Genomic DNA, 12,825 nt, shown 5'->3' with positions numbered 1-12,825 from the left:
CAATTACTTTGCCATTTTTTAACCAAACCAATCAAAAAGATCATTTTGCTTTAAATCTGACTTTTGTTTGTTGTTCAGATCGCGCAATACCAGCCCTTCACTCATTTGCATAATCCGTGTACCATAATTATAGGCATCCTTGAGGTTATGGGTGATCAGGATGGCAGTCAACTTAAAATCAGTGATCAGTTTATCAGCCGTACGCATTACTACCTCTGCCGAGCGCGGATCGAGCGCTGCGGTAGGTTCATCCAGCAACAATACTTTACAGCTATCCATCACACTCATCAGCAGCGTTAAAGCCTGACGCTGTCCGCCCGAGAGCGTCCCCATAGATTGCTCTACCTTGTTTTCCAAGCCCATGCCCAGCGTGGCTATTTTTTCCTTAACCTGCTGTTTGAATTTATCATTGATACCGATGGATAAGCCTTTGGCCTTAGTGCGGATAGCTGCCAGTCTGAAGTTATCCAGAATACTCAGGTCAGATGCTGTACCGCTCACCGGGTTTTGAAACACCCGGGCTATCCATTGGCTGCGGTGGTAATCGGGCAGTTTACTCACGTTATTTTCGTCTATGCTGATACTACCCGTATCTGGGAACACACTTCCGGCTACCAGGTTAAGCAAAGTGGTTTTACCCGACCCATTGGAACCCACAATCACCAGGAACTCCTCTTCCGCAATATGCAGGCTGATGCCATTAACCGCATTAACCTGATTAGCCTTACCCTTGTTAAAGGTCTTGTGTATGTCGTTTATAGCTATCATGATGACCGGAGTAATGATAAACGGGGTAAACTAACGATCAGCAATACAAAAACGGCGGTAACTATTTTAAGCATATTCGGGTCTACACCTATAGCCAGCGTAACCGCCAATACCAGTTGAAATACTATAGCTCCACCCAGCACCAGAACCAAACTGAGCCAAACGCTGGTGATACGCAGCCAGTTGATCAGTGACTCGGCAATAATCACCGAACCCAGACCTACAATTACGATGCCTATGCCCATGTTAATATCGGCAAAATCCTGCGATTGTACAAAAAAGTAGCCGCTCAAAGCTGTCAAGGCATTGGCCAATGCCAAACCGCTGATCTTCATTCTATCGGTATTAACCCCTAGCGCCCTAATCATAGATTCGCTGTTGCCTGTTGCCCGCATGGCTATCCCAAAATCTGTTTTGAGCAGGTACCCGATCAAAAAAGTGATCAGGATAACAAATACCAATAATATCCAAAACGTATTCTGGTTAGGGTCGGCCACCACCTGTACCAACGAGAACAACGATGGCAGATTACTCAGCGGTATATTGGAACGCCCCATGATGGTGAGGTTTACCGAAAACAGGGCCGTCATGACCAGGATACCAGCCAGTAAAGCGTTTATTTTAAGCTTGGTATGGATCAACCCGGTTAAGGCGCCAGCTATACCACCGGCTACAATCACCGCAGGTAAAATAATATAGGGCGACTGATGGTGCGTCAGCATCATTGCCGTAACCGCGCCACCCAGCGTATAACTGCCATCGGTGGTGATATCCGGGATATTAAAGATCTTCATGGAGATATAAATACCCAGCGCCAAAGCCGAATAGCAAAGCCCCAATGTTACCGTAGTAAGATAAAAATCCATTTATTTAACAGCCTCAAAATTTGAAGGCACCGTAATGTTATATTTTTTGGCAGCGGCTGGGTTATACACCCGTTTCCTGATCTTCACCATCTGAGGCGCCAGGCCATCGGTTTTATGGTTTTTCAGGAAGTAAGCGGCCTGCTCACCCGCCTGGTAACCCCATTGGTAAATATCGGCGCCAAAAGCAGCTACGGCACCGCGTTGTACCAGGCCAGCCTCGCTGGTAAATATGGGTACATTTTTTTGGTTGCAGCTTTTCAAAATGGTCTCAAATGATGCAAAAACGGTATTATCCGGGTTAGCAAAAAAGGCGTCGATATTTTTATTCAGCAGCGATTGGGTAACCAGTTGCGCATCGGCCGAAGAATTTAGCGGTAAAGCCACAATGGTTATATTTTGCTTTTCGGCCAGTGATTTGATGCGGTTTAGCGCGTCTGTAGATTGTGGCTCTGATTGATTATAGATCATCCCGATCACCAGCTTTGCACCTTTGGGTTTCAGCAATTTAGGGATAATGGCAAATGAAGTATCAATATAGTTCAGATCTTCTAATGCACCAAAAAGATTAGCCGGGGCTTTACCGCTGGCATCAAGCACATGCATTCGCTCTGGCACAGGCGATACCATGGCAAAAATAGGTATGGTTTTAGTTTTTTGTATGGCGGTAACGGTAGATAAGGTTGTACAGGTAGCCAGCAGATCAACATTTTCGGAAACAAAATGATTAACGATCTGGGTTAGTGTAGGAATATTGCCTTGTGCGTTGCTGTATTCTATCTGCACTGTTTTTTTAGCTTCGCTAAAGCCCTCTTTTTTCAAAGCATCGGTAAAACCGGTGCGCGCCTGAGATATGGTTGCATCCTCAAAAGCATCTACAAAACCCACCACAGGAATACTGACAGATTTAGGTTTGGGTTTGCACGATGCAATCGCGATCAATAAAAAAGCTATAGGTAGATATTTAAAAAACTTCATTTTACTAAGTTATATAATTGCCCATAAAGGTAAAAGCAGAACGGCAAAAGGTGAAATTAGTTTTACAAAGGGATTTTGAGATGATGGAACTTGGGGACTTTGAGATTGTGGGACTTTGAGACAAGCCCGATCATCAACAGTTCTTCATCCAAGAATCACATAGTCCCAAAGTCCTATCATCCTATAGTCCTATAGTCTCAACCAACTCCTCAATAAATCCTGCCTGCGCCGGGTTGATCTTTACTTTCGCTATGTCCATATCGAACCATTCTGCCCTATCCACTTCAGGGAATGATTGCTGTTTGCCCGAACGTGGCGGCCATTCCATTTCAAACTGATTACTTTTGATGCTCAAATGATCCATATCACCTTCTACAGCCCAGGCATGTACTTTTTTACCGCTCTTTTGCGTGATCGGGTTTAAAAGGATGAATTTACCCGCGATGGCCTGCCCGGTTTCTTCCTTAAATTCGCGTTTTGCAGCTTCCAGCGGATCCTCCTCATCTAAAAATTCACCTTTAGGGATCGACCAGTTGCCCTCATCTTTATTTTTAAAGAACGGGCCACCTGGATGCACCAGGAAAACCTGTAATTTACCTTCAGTTTTTCGATATAATAGTATTCCGGCGCTTTGTTTAGCCATGGTTAATATTTAAAAGCAAGTTAATAAAAGGGTAAGGTATTATGATTATTTTTATATCAAACAATGTTATTATATATATGACTGATAACCGCTGGACAAACTTTAAACTGACCGCCGATTTTAATACCAACGTTCGTAATATTTATGAGGCATGGGCCACTCCTGCCGGGCTCGAAAGCTGGTTTTTACGCCAGGCTGATTTTTTTACCATAGTTGGCCGCCAGCGCGAAAAAGACGAATTCATCAGCAAGGAAGATACCTACTCCTGGTACTGGCATGGCTTTGACGACAATGCTGTTGAGAATGGCCAGGTATTGGAAAACAACGGCTCCGACCTGCTCAAATTCACCTTTACCGGCGGCAGTATTGTCACCATCGATATCCAGAACAAATATGGCCTCACCCTTATTGAGCTTACCCAGGAAAACATCCCCATGGAGGATGATCCGGCAAAAAACCTATATGTGCAATGCCAGCTTGGCTGGACTTTTTACCTCACCAACCTAAAATCGGTAATTGAGGGTGGGAAAGATCTTCGGAATAAAAGGGTGGATGTATCTACCAGTTTTAAATAATTTGTATGAACCTTAATTAAGAGGATTGACAGGATTATTTCTTTTTAATTTGTCATGCTGAACGGAGTGAAGCATCTATTATTCAATATGCGTAGTCTATTAATAGGTCCTTCGTTCCTCAGAATGATAAACTAAGAGGCTTATCGTTTTTTCATTTTTCTCTGACAAAAAACATCTATAATATTCTTTAGCTTTGACGTTCATCAAAAAAACTCCTACGCCTGCTGGCGGGGATTGGAGGCCATATGTTTACAGGAATTATAGAAACTTTGGGTAAAGTGACCGATCTGCAGCAAGAGCAGGGTAATTTACATATCACTATTGAATCGGCTATTTCGCATGAATTAAAGATCGATCAGTCGGTAGCGCATAACGGGGTTTGTTTAACAGTGGTAGCGCTGGCCGATGGCCTGCATGTGGTTACCGCCATTGAAGAAACGCTAAACAAAAGCAGTCTAAGTCATCTGAAAGTGGGCGAACCTGTAAATCTGGAACGCTGCATGCAAATGAACGCCCGCCTCGATGGCCATATCGTTCAGGGGCATGTTGACCAAACCGCCGTTTGCATGGCCTTTAAGGAGCTCGACGGCAGCTGGGAGTATACTTTTGAATATGATGCTTCCATCGGCAATGTCACTGTCGAAAAAGGATCTATCTGTGTTAACGGCATCAGTTTAACTGTGGTTAATTCCAAAGCCAACAGCTTTTCGGTAGCTATTATTCCCTACACCTTTGAGCATACCAACCTGCATAACGTCCGTGAAGGCTCGATAGTGAACCTGGAGTTTGATATCATTGGTAAATACGTAGCCCGGTTGATGCAGTGTTAACGGGCCAGTTCGTCTAATCTCGATTTGGAATAGACTACATATTTCTGTTGCTTTTCGGGCGGTTTGCTGTTGGTATATTTCTTATAGTACTTTAAAGCAAGTTGCTTGTTTTTCAGGTCGGTATCATAAACTGATGCCAGCATATAATACAGTATTGGTTTTTCAGAAAACTGAATGGCTTTTTGATAGGCCCAAACCGCCTTCTGATATTTCTTGCGCACCTCGTAGCTATCGGCCATTTCCGCATAATAATCCCCAACATTGGAGGATATCCCCTCTTTAATGGCATTATCCAAACTCTGTATAGCCTTAGGCTGATCTTTAAGCGCTTTGTAAGCCAGTGCAGCTACATAAAAACTGGTTTCTGTCTGTTCCATCATGCTGAGATCGGCAAAGGTTTCCACGCTGCAAGCATAGTTTTTAAGATTATAATAAGCCACCCCCAGCTTGGTTAACACATACCCCGAACGGTTACCCAGGTCTATTAGTTTTAAACAGGTGTTTTTAGTTTCTTCGAATTTATCCTGAGATGAAACCAGCTTGAGCAAACTTTGCAGTAAGATCATATTTTCGGGATCCTTAGCAATGGCACCGTTCAGCACCCTTTCGGCCACGGGGTATTGCTTCAGGTTTACATACTGATCGCTCAAATCGGAGGCCACATCGGGTTCGGCCGGATTCAGTTTATTGGCTTTCTGTAAATAGTAGATCATACTGCCAAAATCGGCTTTATCGCTGGCAATTTTACCCAGCTGCTTGTACACCAGGAAATTGGTGCTATCCTTTTGAGCTATCATTTCGTAATAAGTTTCGGCTTTTACATTATTACCCCTGCGCAGGTTAATAGCGCCCAAGCTAAACAAGGCCACAGTATTGGTAGAGTCGGCATTGTATATACGCTGATAGTACCCTTCTGCGTCAGGCAGCCGACCAGCCATTTGTGAGGTATACGCCAATTTGCCCAGCACACGGATATTGCTTACCGGTTCGGGGTATGTTTTTTTGAGATAATCAGCGGCCTCGGCAAAGCGCTGATTCTGGTAATAATCAAGCAGCAAAGAGTCATTTACAGCCGGTTGTTGCTGTGCCTTTACCGATACCGACAAATAAAAAACAAGCAAAACTGATAGTGCAAGACTTTTCATATAACTAATGTTTTAGTTTTAAACTAAAGTATTAGTTATTGATCAATAATCCAAATTCTAAACAATTTTTATTTTTTAGAGTTAATGAGGTATACCTTAAATTAAAAAAACACAACTGTATGGATAAGTTAAAGAAGTTTGGACTGATGGAGAAAATTGTCCATGAATTGGAAGACCTGAAGAATAGTCAACAGGCTATTATTACCAAGCTGGCTAAAATTGAAGTAGATAATATAGAACTGGGCGACAAAAGATTGGAAAAAGACCTTCCGGATATGCACCAGCGCGTAGCCGACAATCTGGACAATATCGCCAGCATTCTGGAAGATTTTGCTAAACAAACAGATACTTTCAGCGACAAGAACAACATCCAGGCGCTTAAAGAGCAAGACGCCATTAACAAATTATAAAAAATAGATCCCCGGAAACGGGGATTTTTCTTGACACGATGCAAACATTAACTTATCGCGCTGGAGACTTACAAAGTTTTGAAAACTAAGTCTGACTGGAAAAATCCATTTGCCATCCTGAGGAACGAAGGATCTTCTTCGACATGCCTGCTGAAGAAGATGCTTCACTATGTTCAGCATGACAAAGAGAAAGGCCGAGCCCCTGTTTTGGGGAATCTATTTTTTTGCAGACTTTTCTGCATCATGATTGTATTTTTCAATAGCCCTGTAGTAGTTTTTCTTTTGGATGTTTTTCAAGGCTCCTGCGTCCTGCTCTACCATGGGTTTTAAATTGCTGGCGGTTAGTTTGATGATAGGGCCATCACCCTTCTGAATAGCCATTAACGGCGGAGGAGTAAGTCCGAGTCCGTCTTCACTAAAAGCAGTGTAAGCATTTATATTTCCTGATATCGCCTTAAACATCCAGCAGCTATCGGTTGCCATTCCTTTATCCCAATCCTTATCTGAGCTCCCATTCCCCATCTTACGTGCGATACTTAATGTTTGCGATACGTATATTTTTCTGTTGCGGTTGGTATCCCTTCTACTATACTTTTTGTCGACAAACAGCAGGTAGGTTTTATGCCTGGCAGTATCTGCATATATTTTGGAGTGCACAACAAGCTGTGCATTATCCTTCATAGTTACCAGATAGTTATATTTAAGATTAATATTATTGCTGTCGTCAAGCATCAGCATCATTATATTCCTTTGAATATCCAGATTGTTCTGTATCTGTTGGTTAATTTGTATCTGCAGATTAGTTTGCAGAATTTGGTTGTTCACTATCTCGCTGGTAGCAATGCTCATATCCTGTGCGGCTGCCGGCCGGCAAAATAGAGTGGTTGTTAAAACGATGACTAAGCAAACACACAAGGTCTTCATATAATGAAGTTTATAATAGCATATTAAAATTACATTTTTAACTGCGGATAAACAAACTCCCTGCTCCAGGGATCTATTTTTTTGCAGCCTTTTCTGCATTCCGGTTGTATTTTTTGATGGCTTTGTAATAGTTTTTCTTTTGGATATTTTCAAGAGCATAGACATCCTGCCCAACCATAAGCTTTAAATTGTCGGCTGTTAATTTTATGACAGGGCCATCGCCTTTTTGGATAGCCACCAATGTAAAAGCATCAAAATTAGAATTATCAGTCTGACTTAGCATAGAATAAGCATTTATAAAGCCCGATATAGCTTTAAACATCCAACAGCTATCTTTAGCCATTCCTTTATACCATTCATCTGGCGAACCATTTCCTCCAAGGTTGCGCGCAATACTAAGTGTCTGTGATACGTATATCTTCTTGCTCCGGTTAGTATCCCTTTTGCTGTAGCTTTTATCAACAAATATCAGATAAGTTTTATGCCTGGCGGTATCAGAATATATTTTGGAATGAACAAATATTTGTGAGCTATCTTTCATTGTTACCAGGTAATTGAACTGGTAATTGCTTTGATTCCTGTTTAACATCATCATATTCATCTGCATTTGCATCTGCATGTTAAACTGCATGTTTTGTCTGTTCAGCATATTGTTAACAGCATTCATGTTCTGAGCGAATGCTTGCATGGTGAATAAGGTAAACAGGGTAACGGTAAGGTACGTGTATAGGGGCTTCATGTGATAAAATTATATGGTTTAAAGCTGCATTTTAAATGGCATATAAACAAATCATGCGACGGACTACCACGAGCAGCCTCTTTACCCATCTATGACAAAAGATAAAGCCAAGCGGTTAACTTTGACGAAAAATTCTATCCTATGAATAAGACCATATTTATTGTTGGTAATGGCGCTATTGGCAAAGCTTTAGCTGTTTTTTTGAAACTGCAGGGCAAAAACGTAGTGATACTCCGCGGAAGTGTAGATGATGGTAGCAGCGTTATGGAAAAGATCACTGTGGTGCTGGCAGATCAAAGCACATTAGAAGCAGAGGTTGAGATCAGCACCCTGAGCCGGTTCCAGATACTGGACGGCGTGGTGGTTTTAACCAATAAATCTTTTGGTAACGATGAGCTGGCACTGGCCCTTAAACCTAAAATCAATACTTCGCCCCTGGTTATTTTACAAAACGGCCTGGGTGTGGAGCAAGTGTTTACAGATCACGAATTTCCAGGGGTTTATCGTTGTGTACTATTTGTAACCAGCCAGGTTGCTGCGGATAACCGGGTGAGCTTTAAACCTGCATTTGAGTGCCCTATTGGTGGTATCAGCGGCAATAACACTTCCCTGAATGATATTGTTGAAGAACTAAGCACCCCGCATTTCCTGTTTCGCGCTGAGGAAAATATTCAGCAGGTGATCTGGAAGAAAGCCATCATGAACAGTGTTTACAATTCGGTATGCCCATTACTAAATGTGGACAACGGCATATTTCACCGGAATGAGCAAGCCCTGGCGATCGCCTGTGAGATAATTGCCGAATGTGTACAGATTGCCCATGAAGCCGGTGTTATACTGGAATCGGAAGACGTGATTGCCAGCTTAGTGGGTATCAGCAAAGCTTCGGACGGTCAGCTGATATCTACACTACAGGATATTAACCGCAAACTGCCAACAGAAATAGACACGCTGAATTTCGCGATTGTACGCATCGCAGAAAAATTTGGCAAAGCGCACCTGGTTGAGCAGACAAGACTGCTCGGCGAGCTTGTTAAGCTAAAATCGGACATTAACCGTTAAATTGTTGCAAATGTACTATTGCTATCAGCTGCCGTGGGTTTCCAATCCGTGGTGTGCATGGTTTCATACTTTCAGCTAAACTTAGGCCGGAGGCTTTGATCGTGCAACCCATGAGATACGCTACGTTAATCTCGCGTGAGCCTACATTTTTCTTACAAATATCTAAATCACAAAAGGTTAATTTAATAACTTAGTATCTATAACCAATCTTAAAACTATTCAATATGAAAAAGCTCACCTTGCTGTTTACTTTAATGGCAACTATTTTTGCTTGCACCACAGTGCGTGCCCAGATTACCAACGACCAGATGGTTGCCGAATGGCAGCGCGCCAAAAACTACACCAAAGCTTATCTGGATGCCATGCCCGATGATGGTTACAGCTTTAAGCCAACTCCCGAAATGAGGTCGTTTGCCGGCCAGATGCTGCACCTGGCAGATGATAATTATTTTTTCTCCTGCTGGGTAAGCGGAAAAACCAATCCGCTTGGAAAAACATCCCTCGAAAAAACCGTTGAACCAACAAAAGCGGCTACCATTAAAGCGGTAATGGATAGTTACGATTTTGTGATTAGCGCCATACCGGGCCTTACCCCCGCGCAATTACAGGAAACTATAAAAGTGGGTGAAAAGAATTTTTCTAAGTTCCTTATTTTGAGTAAGGGCTTTGAACATCAGACCCACCATCGCGGACAAGCTACAGTTTATCTGCGCTTAAAAGGTGTAAAACCACCACAGGAAATGCTATTTTAAGCGAGAGTCAAGAAGTAAGAGCCAAGAATCAAGACAATAAAAAATACTGAACGATAAGCATTCCAGCATGCCAAATGAACTAGACATTTTTGCCCATTCTTGATTCTTGGCTCTTACTTCTTGACTCTAAATTAACCTACTGGTACTGTATATAAATAGGCGCAGGTTTCAGACTTAAAATCTCTTTAGGTGTAAGCATGCGGTGAGGCACGTTTTTGATGTCGTTTTTATAAAACAGCTTAAAACCGGTAAACTGTACAGGTTCCTGGGCGATAAAGTACTTGTAGGTACCTTTTTTCAGATCAGGGCCGCCCCAGCCGTCCATGTCCATCACTACTTGTACCTCGTTGCGCAGTTTGATATCCTTATAATTGGTTACCATGCGTTTGGTAAAGCGGTGTATCACAAATATTTTGGGCGGCAGGTTGTATTTTTTTACCAGGCCGCTTAAATAGCCGGTTACATAGTTAATATCATCGGCATCAAAAGTACCTATGCGTTTGCCCGGTACACTCCCCTCTTTCATGGAAAATTCCGGATCGATACCCAGGTGCACATTGGGCATTTTCATATATTTCTCCAGCAGGGGCAATTCGGTTTGCATGGTGCTGAAACCTACCTGTATATCCAAAAATACAATGGCGTTGATCTGTTTGGCCATATCCAGCACTTTGTCGATCTCTCTAAAAGGCATCCGTAAATTATGCAAACCATTTCTGCCGGCATCGGCCTGGGCAGTTACGCAGATGTAGTGCAGGGCGGGTACAACCGGTGTAAGCGTATCGGCCTTTTCCCATACTTTCACTTCAGCCTTCAGTTTGGCCATCATCTCTTTTGGTGCATATTCGCCCAGTACTCCCATATTTTTGGAATACATATTACCATAATAAGCTACAATGCGATTAAAAGGCAAAATTGCGCCCGGCAAAGGGTATGGCGCTTTTTTCACGGGCCATTTGCCGGTCTGATCGCCGTTGGCCAGGCGTTTCATCAGCGAATCATATTGCAGGGTATCCAGCGTAGATACGCTTTTTAGAGTAGTGTCTTTATTTAAACGCAGCGGGCTTATCGCGTGAGCTCCGTTTAAAAAAAGAGTCAGGAAACAAGAGACAAGAATCAGGAATCTATTTTTTTCGGAACATAACACTTTTTTCTTGATTCTTAACTCTAATATCTTGACTCTCATTATTTAGTTTTTGTTAGCAATGTCTATTATTCGATACTCTTACCCTTCATGGCCGTGCTGATGGCCTGATCCATCAAACGCTCAGCAAAGGGTCTTGTAAATTCATTGATCTCGTCAATACGTTTCAGGATCAGGTCCTTATCACCAGACGTCAGCGACTCTTTCAGGGCCACCAGATGCTTATGTGTTTCAGCAGATTCTGCCACTGTAACGTAACTCCCGTTCTTTTGCAAAAAGCGTTCCACAGTGTATACCATTTGTTCGCCTTCCGTACGGGCTTCTATCAACATACGCTGGTTTACATCATCCTTAGCGTGGGTAATGCTGTCCATCAGCATCTGCTCTACCTGCTCGTCGGTAATGCCGTAAGTAGGTTTTACTTCTACCTCCTGTTTCACCCCAGAGCGCAGTTCAATAGCTTGAATGGTCAAAATCCCATCGGCATTCAGTAAAAAGTTAATATCCACTTTGGGGAAACCAGCCGGCATAGATGGGATGCCTTTAAGGTTAAATTCGGCCAGTTTGCGGTTCTCTTTGATCAGATCGCGCTCACCCTGATAAACGGCTATCTTCATGTTTACCTGTCCATCGATGGATGTAGTATATTGTCTGCCGCCCTTAGTAGGCACTTTGGAGTTACGCGGGATAATCACATCCATCAAACCGCCCATGGTTTCGATACCTAAGGACAACGGGGTAACATCCAGCAACAAAATATCTTTACGGTTACCGGCCAAAATATCGGCCTGTATAGCGGCGCCCAGGGCCACTACTTCATCAGGATTCACATCATCATGTACCGGGCGACCAAAAAATTCAGCCACCATTTTTTTAACCAGCGCAGTACGGGTAGATCCGCCAACCATAATCACTTCGTCAATCTCTTTGATGGTTAGTTTAGCATCCTTCAATGCGTTTTTGCAGGCGGTAATGGTCTGCTGTACTTTAGGCATGATCAGCTCCTCGAAAGTAGCACGATCAAGTGTACACCAGACCTCTCCTATCTTTTCATTGAACAAACTTTGGTGTGCGAAGGACTTTTTAGCTTCCTCGGCCTTAAGGCGCAGTTGTTGTGCCAGCTCATTATTGGCTATAATATCAGCTTTGTTCAACTGGTTTTTCTCAATCCAATGATCAACAATTAAGCGGTCAAAATCGTCGCCACCTAAAAAAGTATCGCCGTTGGTGGCCAGTACTTCAAAAATACCATTCTGTATTTGCAGTATAGATACATCAAAAGTACCACCGCCCAGATCATATACAGCAATGGTTTTGGTTTCTTCGGGATTTAAGCCGATGCCATAGGCCAGGCTTGCAGCTGTTGGCTCGTTCACGATGCGCAATACATCCAGCCCGGCCAGTTTACCGGCATCACGTGTCGCCTGGCGCTGCGAATCGTTAAAATAGGCAGGTACAGTAATTACAGCACGGTTTACCGGGGTTTTCAGCGCATGCTCGGCACGGGCTTTTAGTTCCTTTAGTATCAGGGCCGACAGGTCTATCGGTGTATAAAATTTATCACCAACCTTGATTTTCACCAGGCTTTCGGTATCATCATCGATAACCTTGTAGGAGAAAAAGTCTTTATAATTTTCAATATCATGGTAACTGCGGCCCAGCAGGCGTTTTACCGAAAAAACGGTATTCTGCGGATCGGTTATTAAAAACTCTTTGGCCTCGTTACCTACCAAAACATCGCCGCTTGGCCCAAAATGCACCACCGACGGTACCAGGACACCTTTTCCGGTATCATTGATAACCAGCGCATTTTTCTCGGGGTTGATGAATGCCACTAACGAATTGGTGGTACCCAGGTCGATGCCCACAATAATATCTTCTTTTTGTATGGATCCTGTTGCCAGGTTGATAGAAACTTTAGCCATGGTAGTCAATTAACAAGCCGCAAATGTACTTAGTTTTGAGGGATGATGTGTCTTTTCAATGTGTAAT

Annotated in this window: 14 protein-coding genes; 5 read left to right on the top strand and 9 right to left on the bottom strand. The window is 43.0% G+C overall.

Features of this window, described 5'->3' with window-relative positions; translation table 11 throughout:
• Nucleotides 1-18 precede the first annotated feature (18 nt).
• The 4 genes from BW976_RS18730 to BW976_RS18715 form a co-directional block, all read right to left on the bottom strand.
• Entirely contained in the window at nt 19-768 is a 750-nt protein-coding gene (locus BW976_RS18730) for an ABC transporter ATP-binding protein (protein ID WP_076375248.1), read from the bottom strand.
• Nucleotides 765-1,634, bottom strand: coding sequence for an ABC transporter permease (locus tag BW976_RS18725; RefSeq protein ID WP_076375246.1), 870 nt, complete (start codon nt 1,632-1,634; stop codon nt 765-767). The genes BW976_RS18730 and BW976_RS18725 overlap by 4 nt, the downstream gene beginning before the upstream one ends.
• Nucleotides 1,635-2,609: an ABC transporter substrate-binding protein gene (locus tag BW976_RS18720; protein ID WP_076375244.1), complete on the bottom strand. Its 975-nt coding sequence runs from the start codon at nt 2,607-2,609 to the stop codon at nt 1,635-1,637.
• 181 nt (nt 2,610-2,790) lie between these two features.
• On the bottom strand, nt 2,791-3,252 hold the full coding sequence (locus BW976_RS18715; RefSeq protein ID WP_076375242.1) for an NUDIX hydrolase: 462 nt from the start codon (nt 3,250-3,252) through the stop codon (nt 2,791-2,793).
• A gap of 77 nt (nt 3,253-3,329) precedes the next feature.
• Here BW976_RS18715 and BW976_RS18710 point away from each other — a divergent pair, with 77 nt between their 5' ends.
• Together BW976_RS18710 and BW976_RS18705 are read left to right on the top strand one after the other, a co-directional pair.
• Nucleotides 3,330-3,827, top strand: coding sequence for an SRPBCC family protein (locus BW976_RS18710; protein WP_175614137.1), 498 nt, complete (start codon nt 3,330-3,332; stop codon nt 3,825-3,827).
• A gap of 245 nt (nt 3,828-4,072) precedes the next feature.
• Nucleotides 4,073-4,657, top strand: coding sequence for a riboflavin synthase (locus BW976_RS18705; RefSeq protein WP_076375238.1), 585 nt, complete (start codon nt 4,073-4,075; stop codon nt 4,655-4,657).
• On the opposite strand, the gene BW976_RS18700 is transcribed toward BW976_RS18705, so the two are convergent.
• Complete coding sequence (locus BW976_RS18700; RefSeq protein ID WP_076375236.1) at nt 4,654-5,802, bottom strand: tetratricopeptide repeat protein; 1,149 nt, start codon at nt 5,800-5,802, stop codon at nt 4,654-4,656. The genes BW976_RS18705 and BW976_RS18700 overlap by 4 nt on opposite strands.
• A 119-nt stretch (nt 5,803-5,921) precedes the next feature.
• On the opposite strand from BW976_RS18700, the gene BW976_RS18695 reads away from it, so the two are divergent.
• Entirely contained in the window at nt 5,922-6,212 is a 291-nt protein-coding gene (locus tag BW976_RS18695) for a hypothetical protein (protein WP_076375385.1), read from the top strand.
• 216 nt (nt 6,213-6,428) lie between these two features.
• Here the strand turns inward: BW976_RS18695 and BW976_RS18690 are convergent, their stop codons facing one another.
• Entirely contained in the window at nt 6,429-7,136 is a 708-nt protein-coding gene (locus BW976_RS18690) for a hypothetical protein (RefSeq protein WP_139332341.1), read from the bottom strand.
• A 73-nt stretch (nt 7,137-7,209) separates the two neighbouring features.
• Complete coding sequence (locus tag BW976_RS18685) at nt 7,210-7,875, bottom strand: hypothetical protein (protein WP_076375232.1); 666 nt, start codon at nt 7,873-7,875, stop codon at nt 7,210-7,212.
• A gap of 141 nt (nt 7,876-8,016) precedes the next feature.
• On the opposite strand from BW976_RS18685, the gene BW976_RS18680 reads away from it, so the two are divergent.
• Entirely contained in the window at nt 8,017-8,937 is a 921-nt protein-coding gene (locus BW976_RS18680) for a ketopantoate reductase family protein (protein WP_076375230.1), read from the top strand.
• Nucleotides 8,938-9,161: 224 nt separating this feature from the next.
• Nucleotides 9,162-9,689, top strand: coding sequence for a DinB family protein (locus BW976_RS18675; RefSeq protein ID WP_076375228.1), 528 nt, complete (start codon nt 9,162-9,164; stop codon nt 9,687-9,689).
• A gap of 136 nt (nt 9,690-9,825) precedes the next feature.
• On the opposite strand, the gene BW976_RS18670 is transcribed toward BW976_RS18675, so the two are convergent.
• Nucleotides 9,826-10,875, bottom strand: coding sequence for a hypothetical protein (locus BW976_RS18670; protein WP_139332340.1), 1,050 nt, complete (start codon nt 10,873-10,875; stop codon nt 9,826-9,828).
• Between the two features lie 26 nt (nt 10,876-10,901).
• Entirely contained in the window at nt 10,902-12,758 is a 1,857-nt protein-coding gene (gene hscA / locus BW976_RS18665; RefSeq protein ID WP_076375224.1) for a Fe-S protein assembly chaperone HscA, read from the bottom strand.
• Between the last annotated feature and the right edge of the window lie 67 nt (nt 12,759-12,825).

Origin of the sequence: Mucilaginibacter lappiensis (assembly GCF_900155965.1) — a bacterium.
GTDB classification, from domain to species: domain Bacteria; phylum Bacteroidota; class Bacteroidia; order Sphingobacteriales; family Sphingobacteriaceae; genus Mucilaginibacter; species Mucilaginibacter lappiensis.
This window is presented reverse-complemented; position numbering and strand designations above follow the sequence as displayed.

What these genes read in the sequence shown, in the direction of transcription:
- BW976_RS18730 (WP_076375248.1), bottom strand. Translation starts at nt 768, where the DNA reads ATGATAGCTATAAACGACATACACAAGACCTTTAACAAGGGTAAGGCT.
- BW976_RS18725 (WP_076375246.1), bottom strand. Translation starts at nt 1,634, where the DNA reads ATGGATTTTTATCTTACTACGGTAACATTGGGGCTTTGCTATTCGGCT.
- BW976_RS18720 (WP_076375244.1), bottom strand. Translation starts at nt 2,609, where the DNA reads ATGAAGTTTTTTAAATATCTACCTATAGCTTTTTTATTGATCGCGATT.
- BW976_RS18715 (WP_076375242.1), bottom strand. Translation starts at nt 3,252, where the DNA reads ATGGCTAAACAAAGCGCCGGAATACTATTATATCGAAAAACTGAAGGT.
- BW976_RS18710 (WP_175614137.1), top strand. Translation starts at nt 3,330, where the DNA reads ATGACTGATAACCGCTGGACAAACTTTAAACTGACCGCCGATTTTAAT.
- BW976_RS18705 (WP_076375238.1), top strand. Translation starts at nt 4,073, where the DNA reads ATGTTTACAGGAATTATAGAAACTTTGGGTAAAGTGACCGATCTGCAG.
- BW976_RS18700 (WP_076375236.1), bottom strand. Translation starts at nt 5,802, where the DNA reads ATGAAAAGTCTTGCACTATCAGTTTTGCTTGTTTTTTATTTGTCGGTA.
- BW976_RS18695 (WP_076375385.1), top strand. Translation starts at nt 5,922, where the DNA reads ATGGATAAGTTAAAGAAGTTTGGACTGATGGAGAAAATTGTCCATGAA.
- BW976_RS18690 (WP_139332341.1), bottom strand. Translation starts at nt 7,136, where the DNA reads ATGAAGACCTTGTGTGTTTGCTTAGTCATCGTTTTAACAACCACTCTA.
- BW976_RS18685 (WP_076375232.1), bottom strand. Translation starts at nt 7,875, where the DNA reads ATGAAGCCCCTATACACGTACCTTACCGTTACCCTGTTTACCTTATTC.
- BW976_RS18680 (WP_076375230.1), top strand. Translation starts at nt 8,017, where the DNA reads ATGAATAAGACCATATTTATTGTTGGTAATGGCGCTATTGGCAAAGCT.
- BW976_RS18675 (WP_076375228.1), top strand. Translation starts at nt 9,162, where the DNA reads ATGAAAAAGCTCACCTTGCTGTTTACTTTAATGGCAACTATTTTTGCT.
- BW976_RS18670 (WP_139332340.1), bottom strand. Translation starts at nt 10,875, where the DNA reads ATGAGAGTCAAGATATTAGAGTTAAGAATCAAGAAAAAAGTGTTATGT.
- hscA (WP_076375224.1), bottom strand. Translation starts at nt 12,758, where the DNA reads ATGGCTAAAGTTTCTATCAACCTGGCAACAGGATCCATACAAAAAGAA.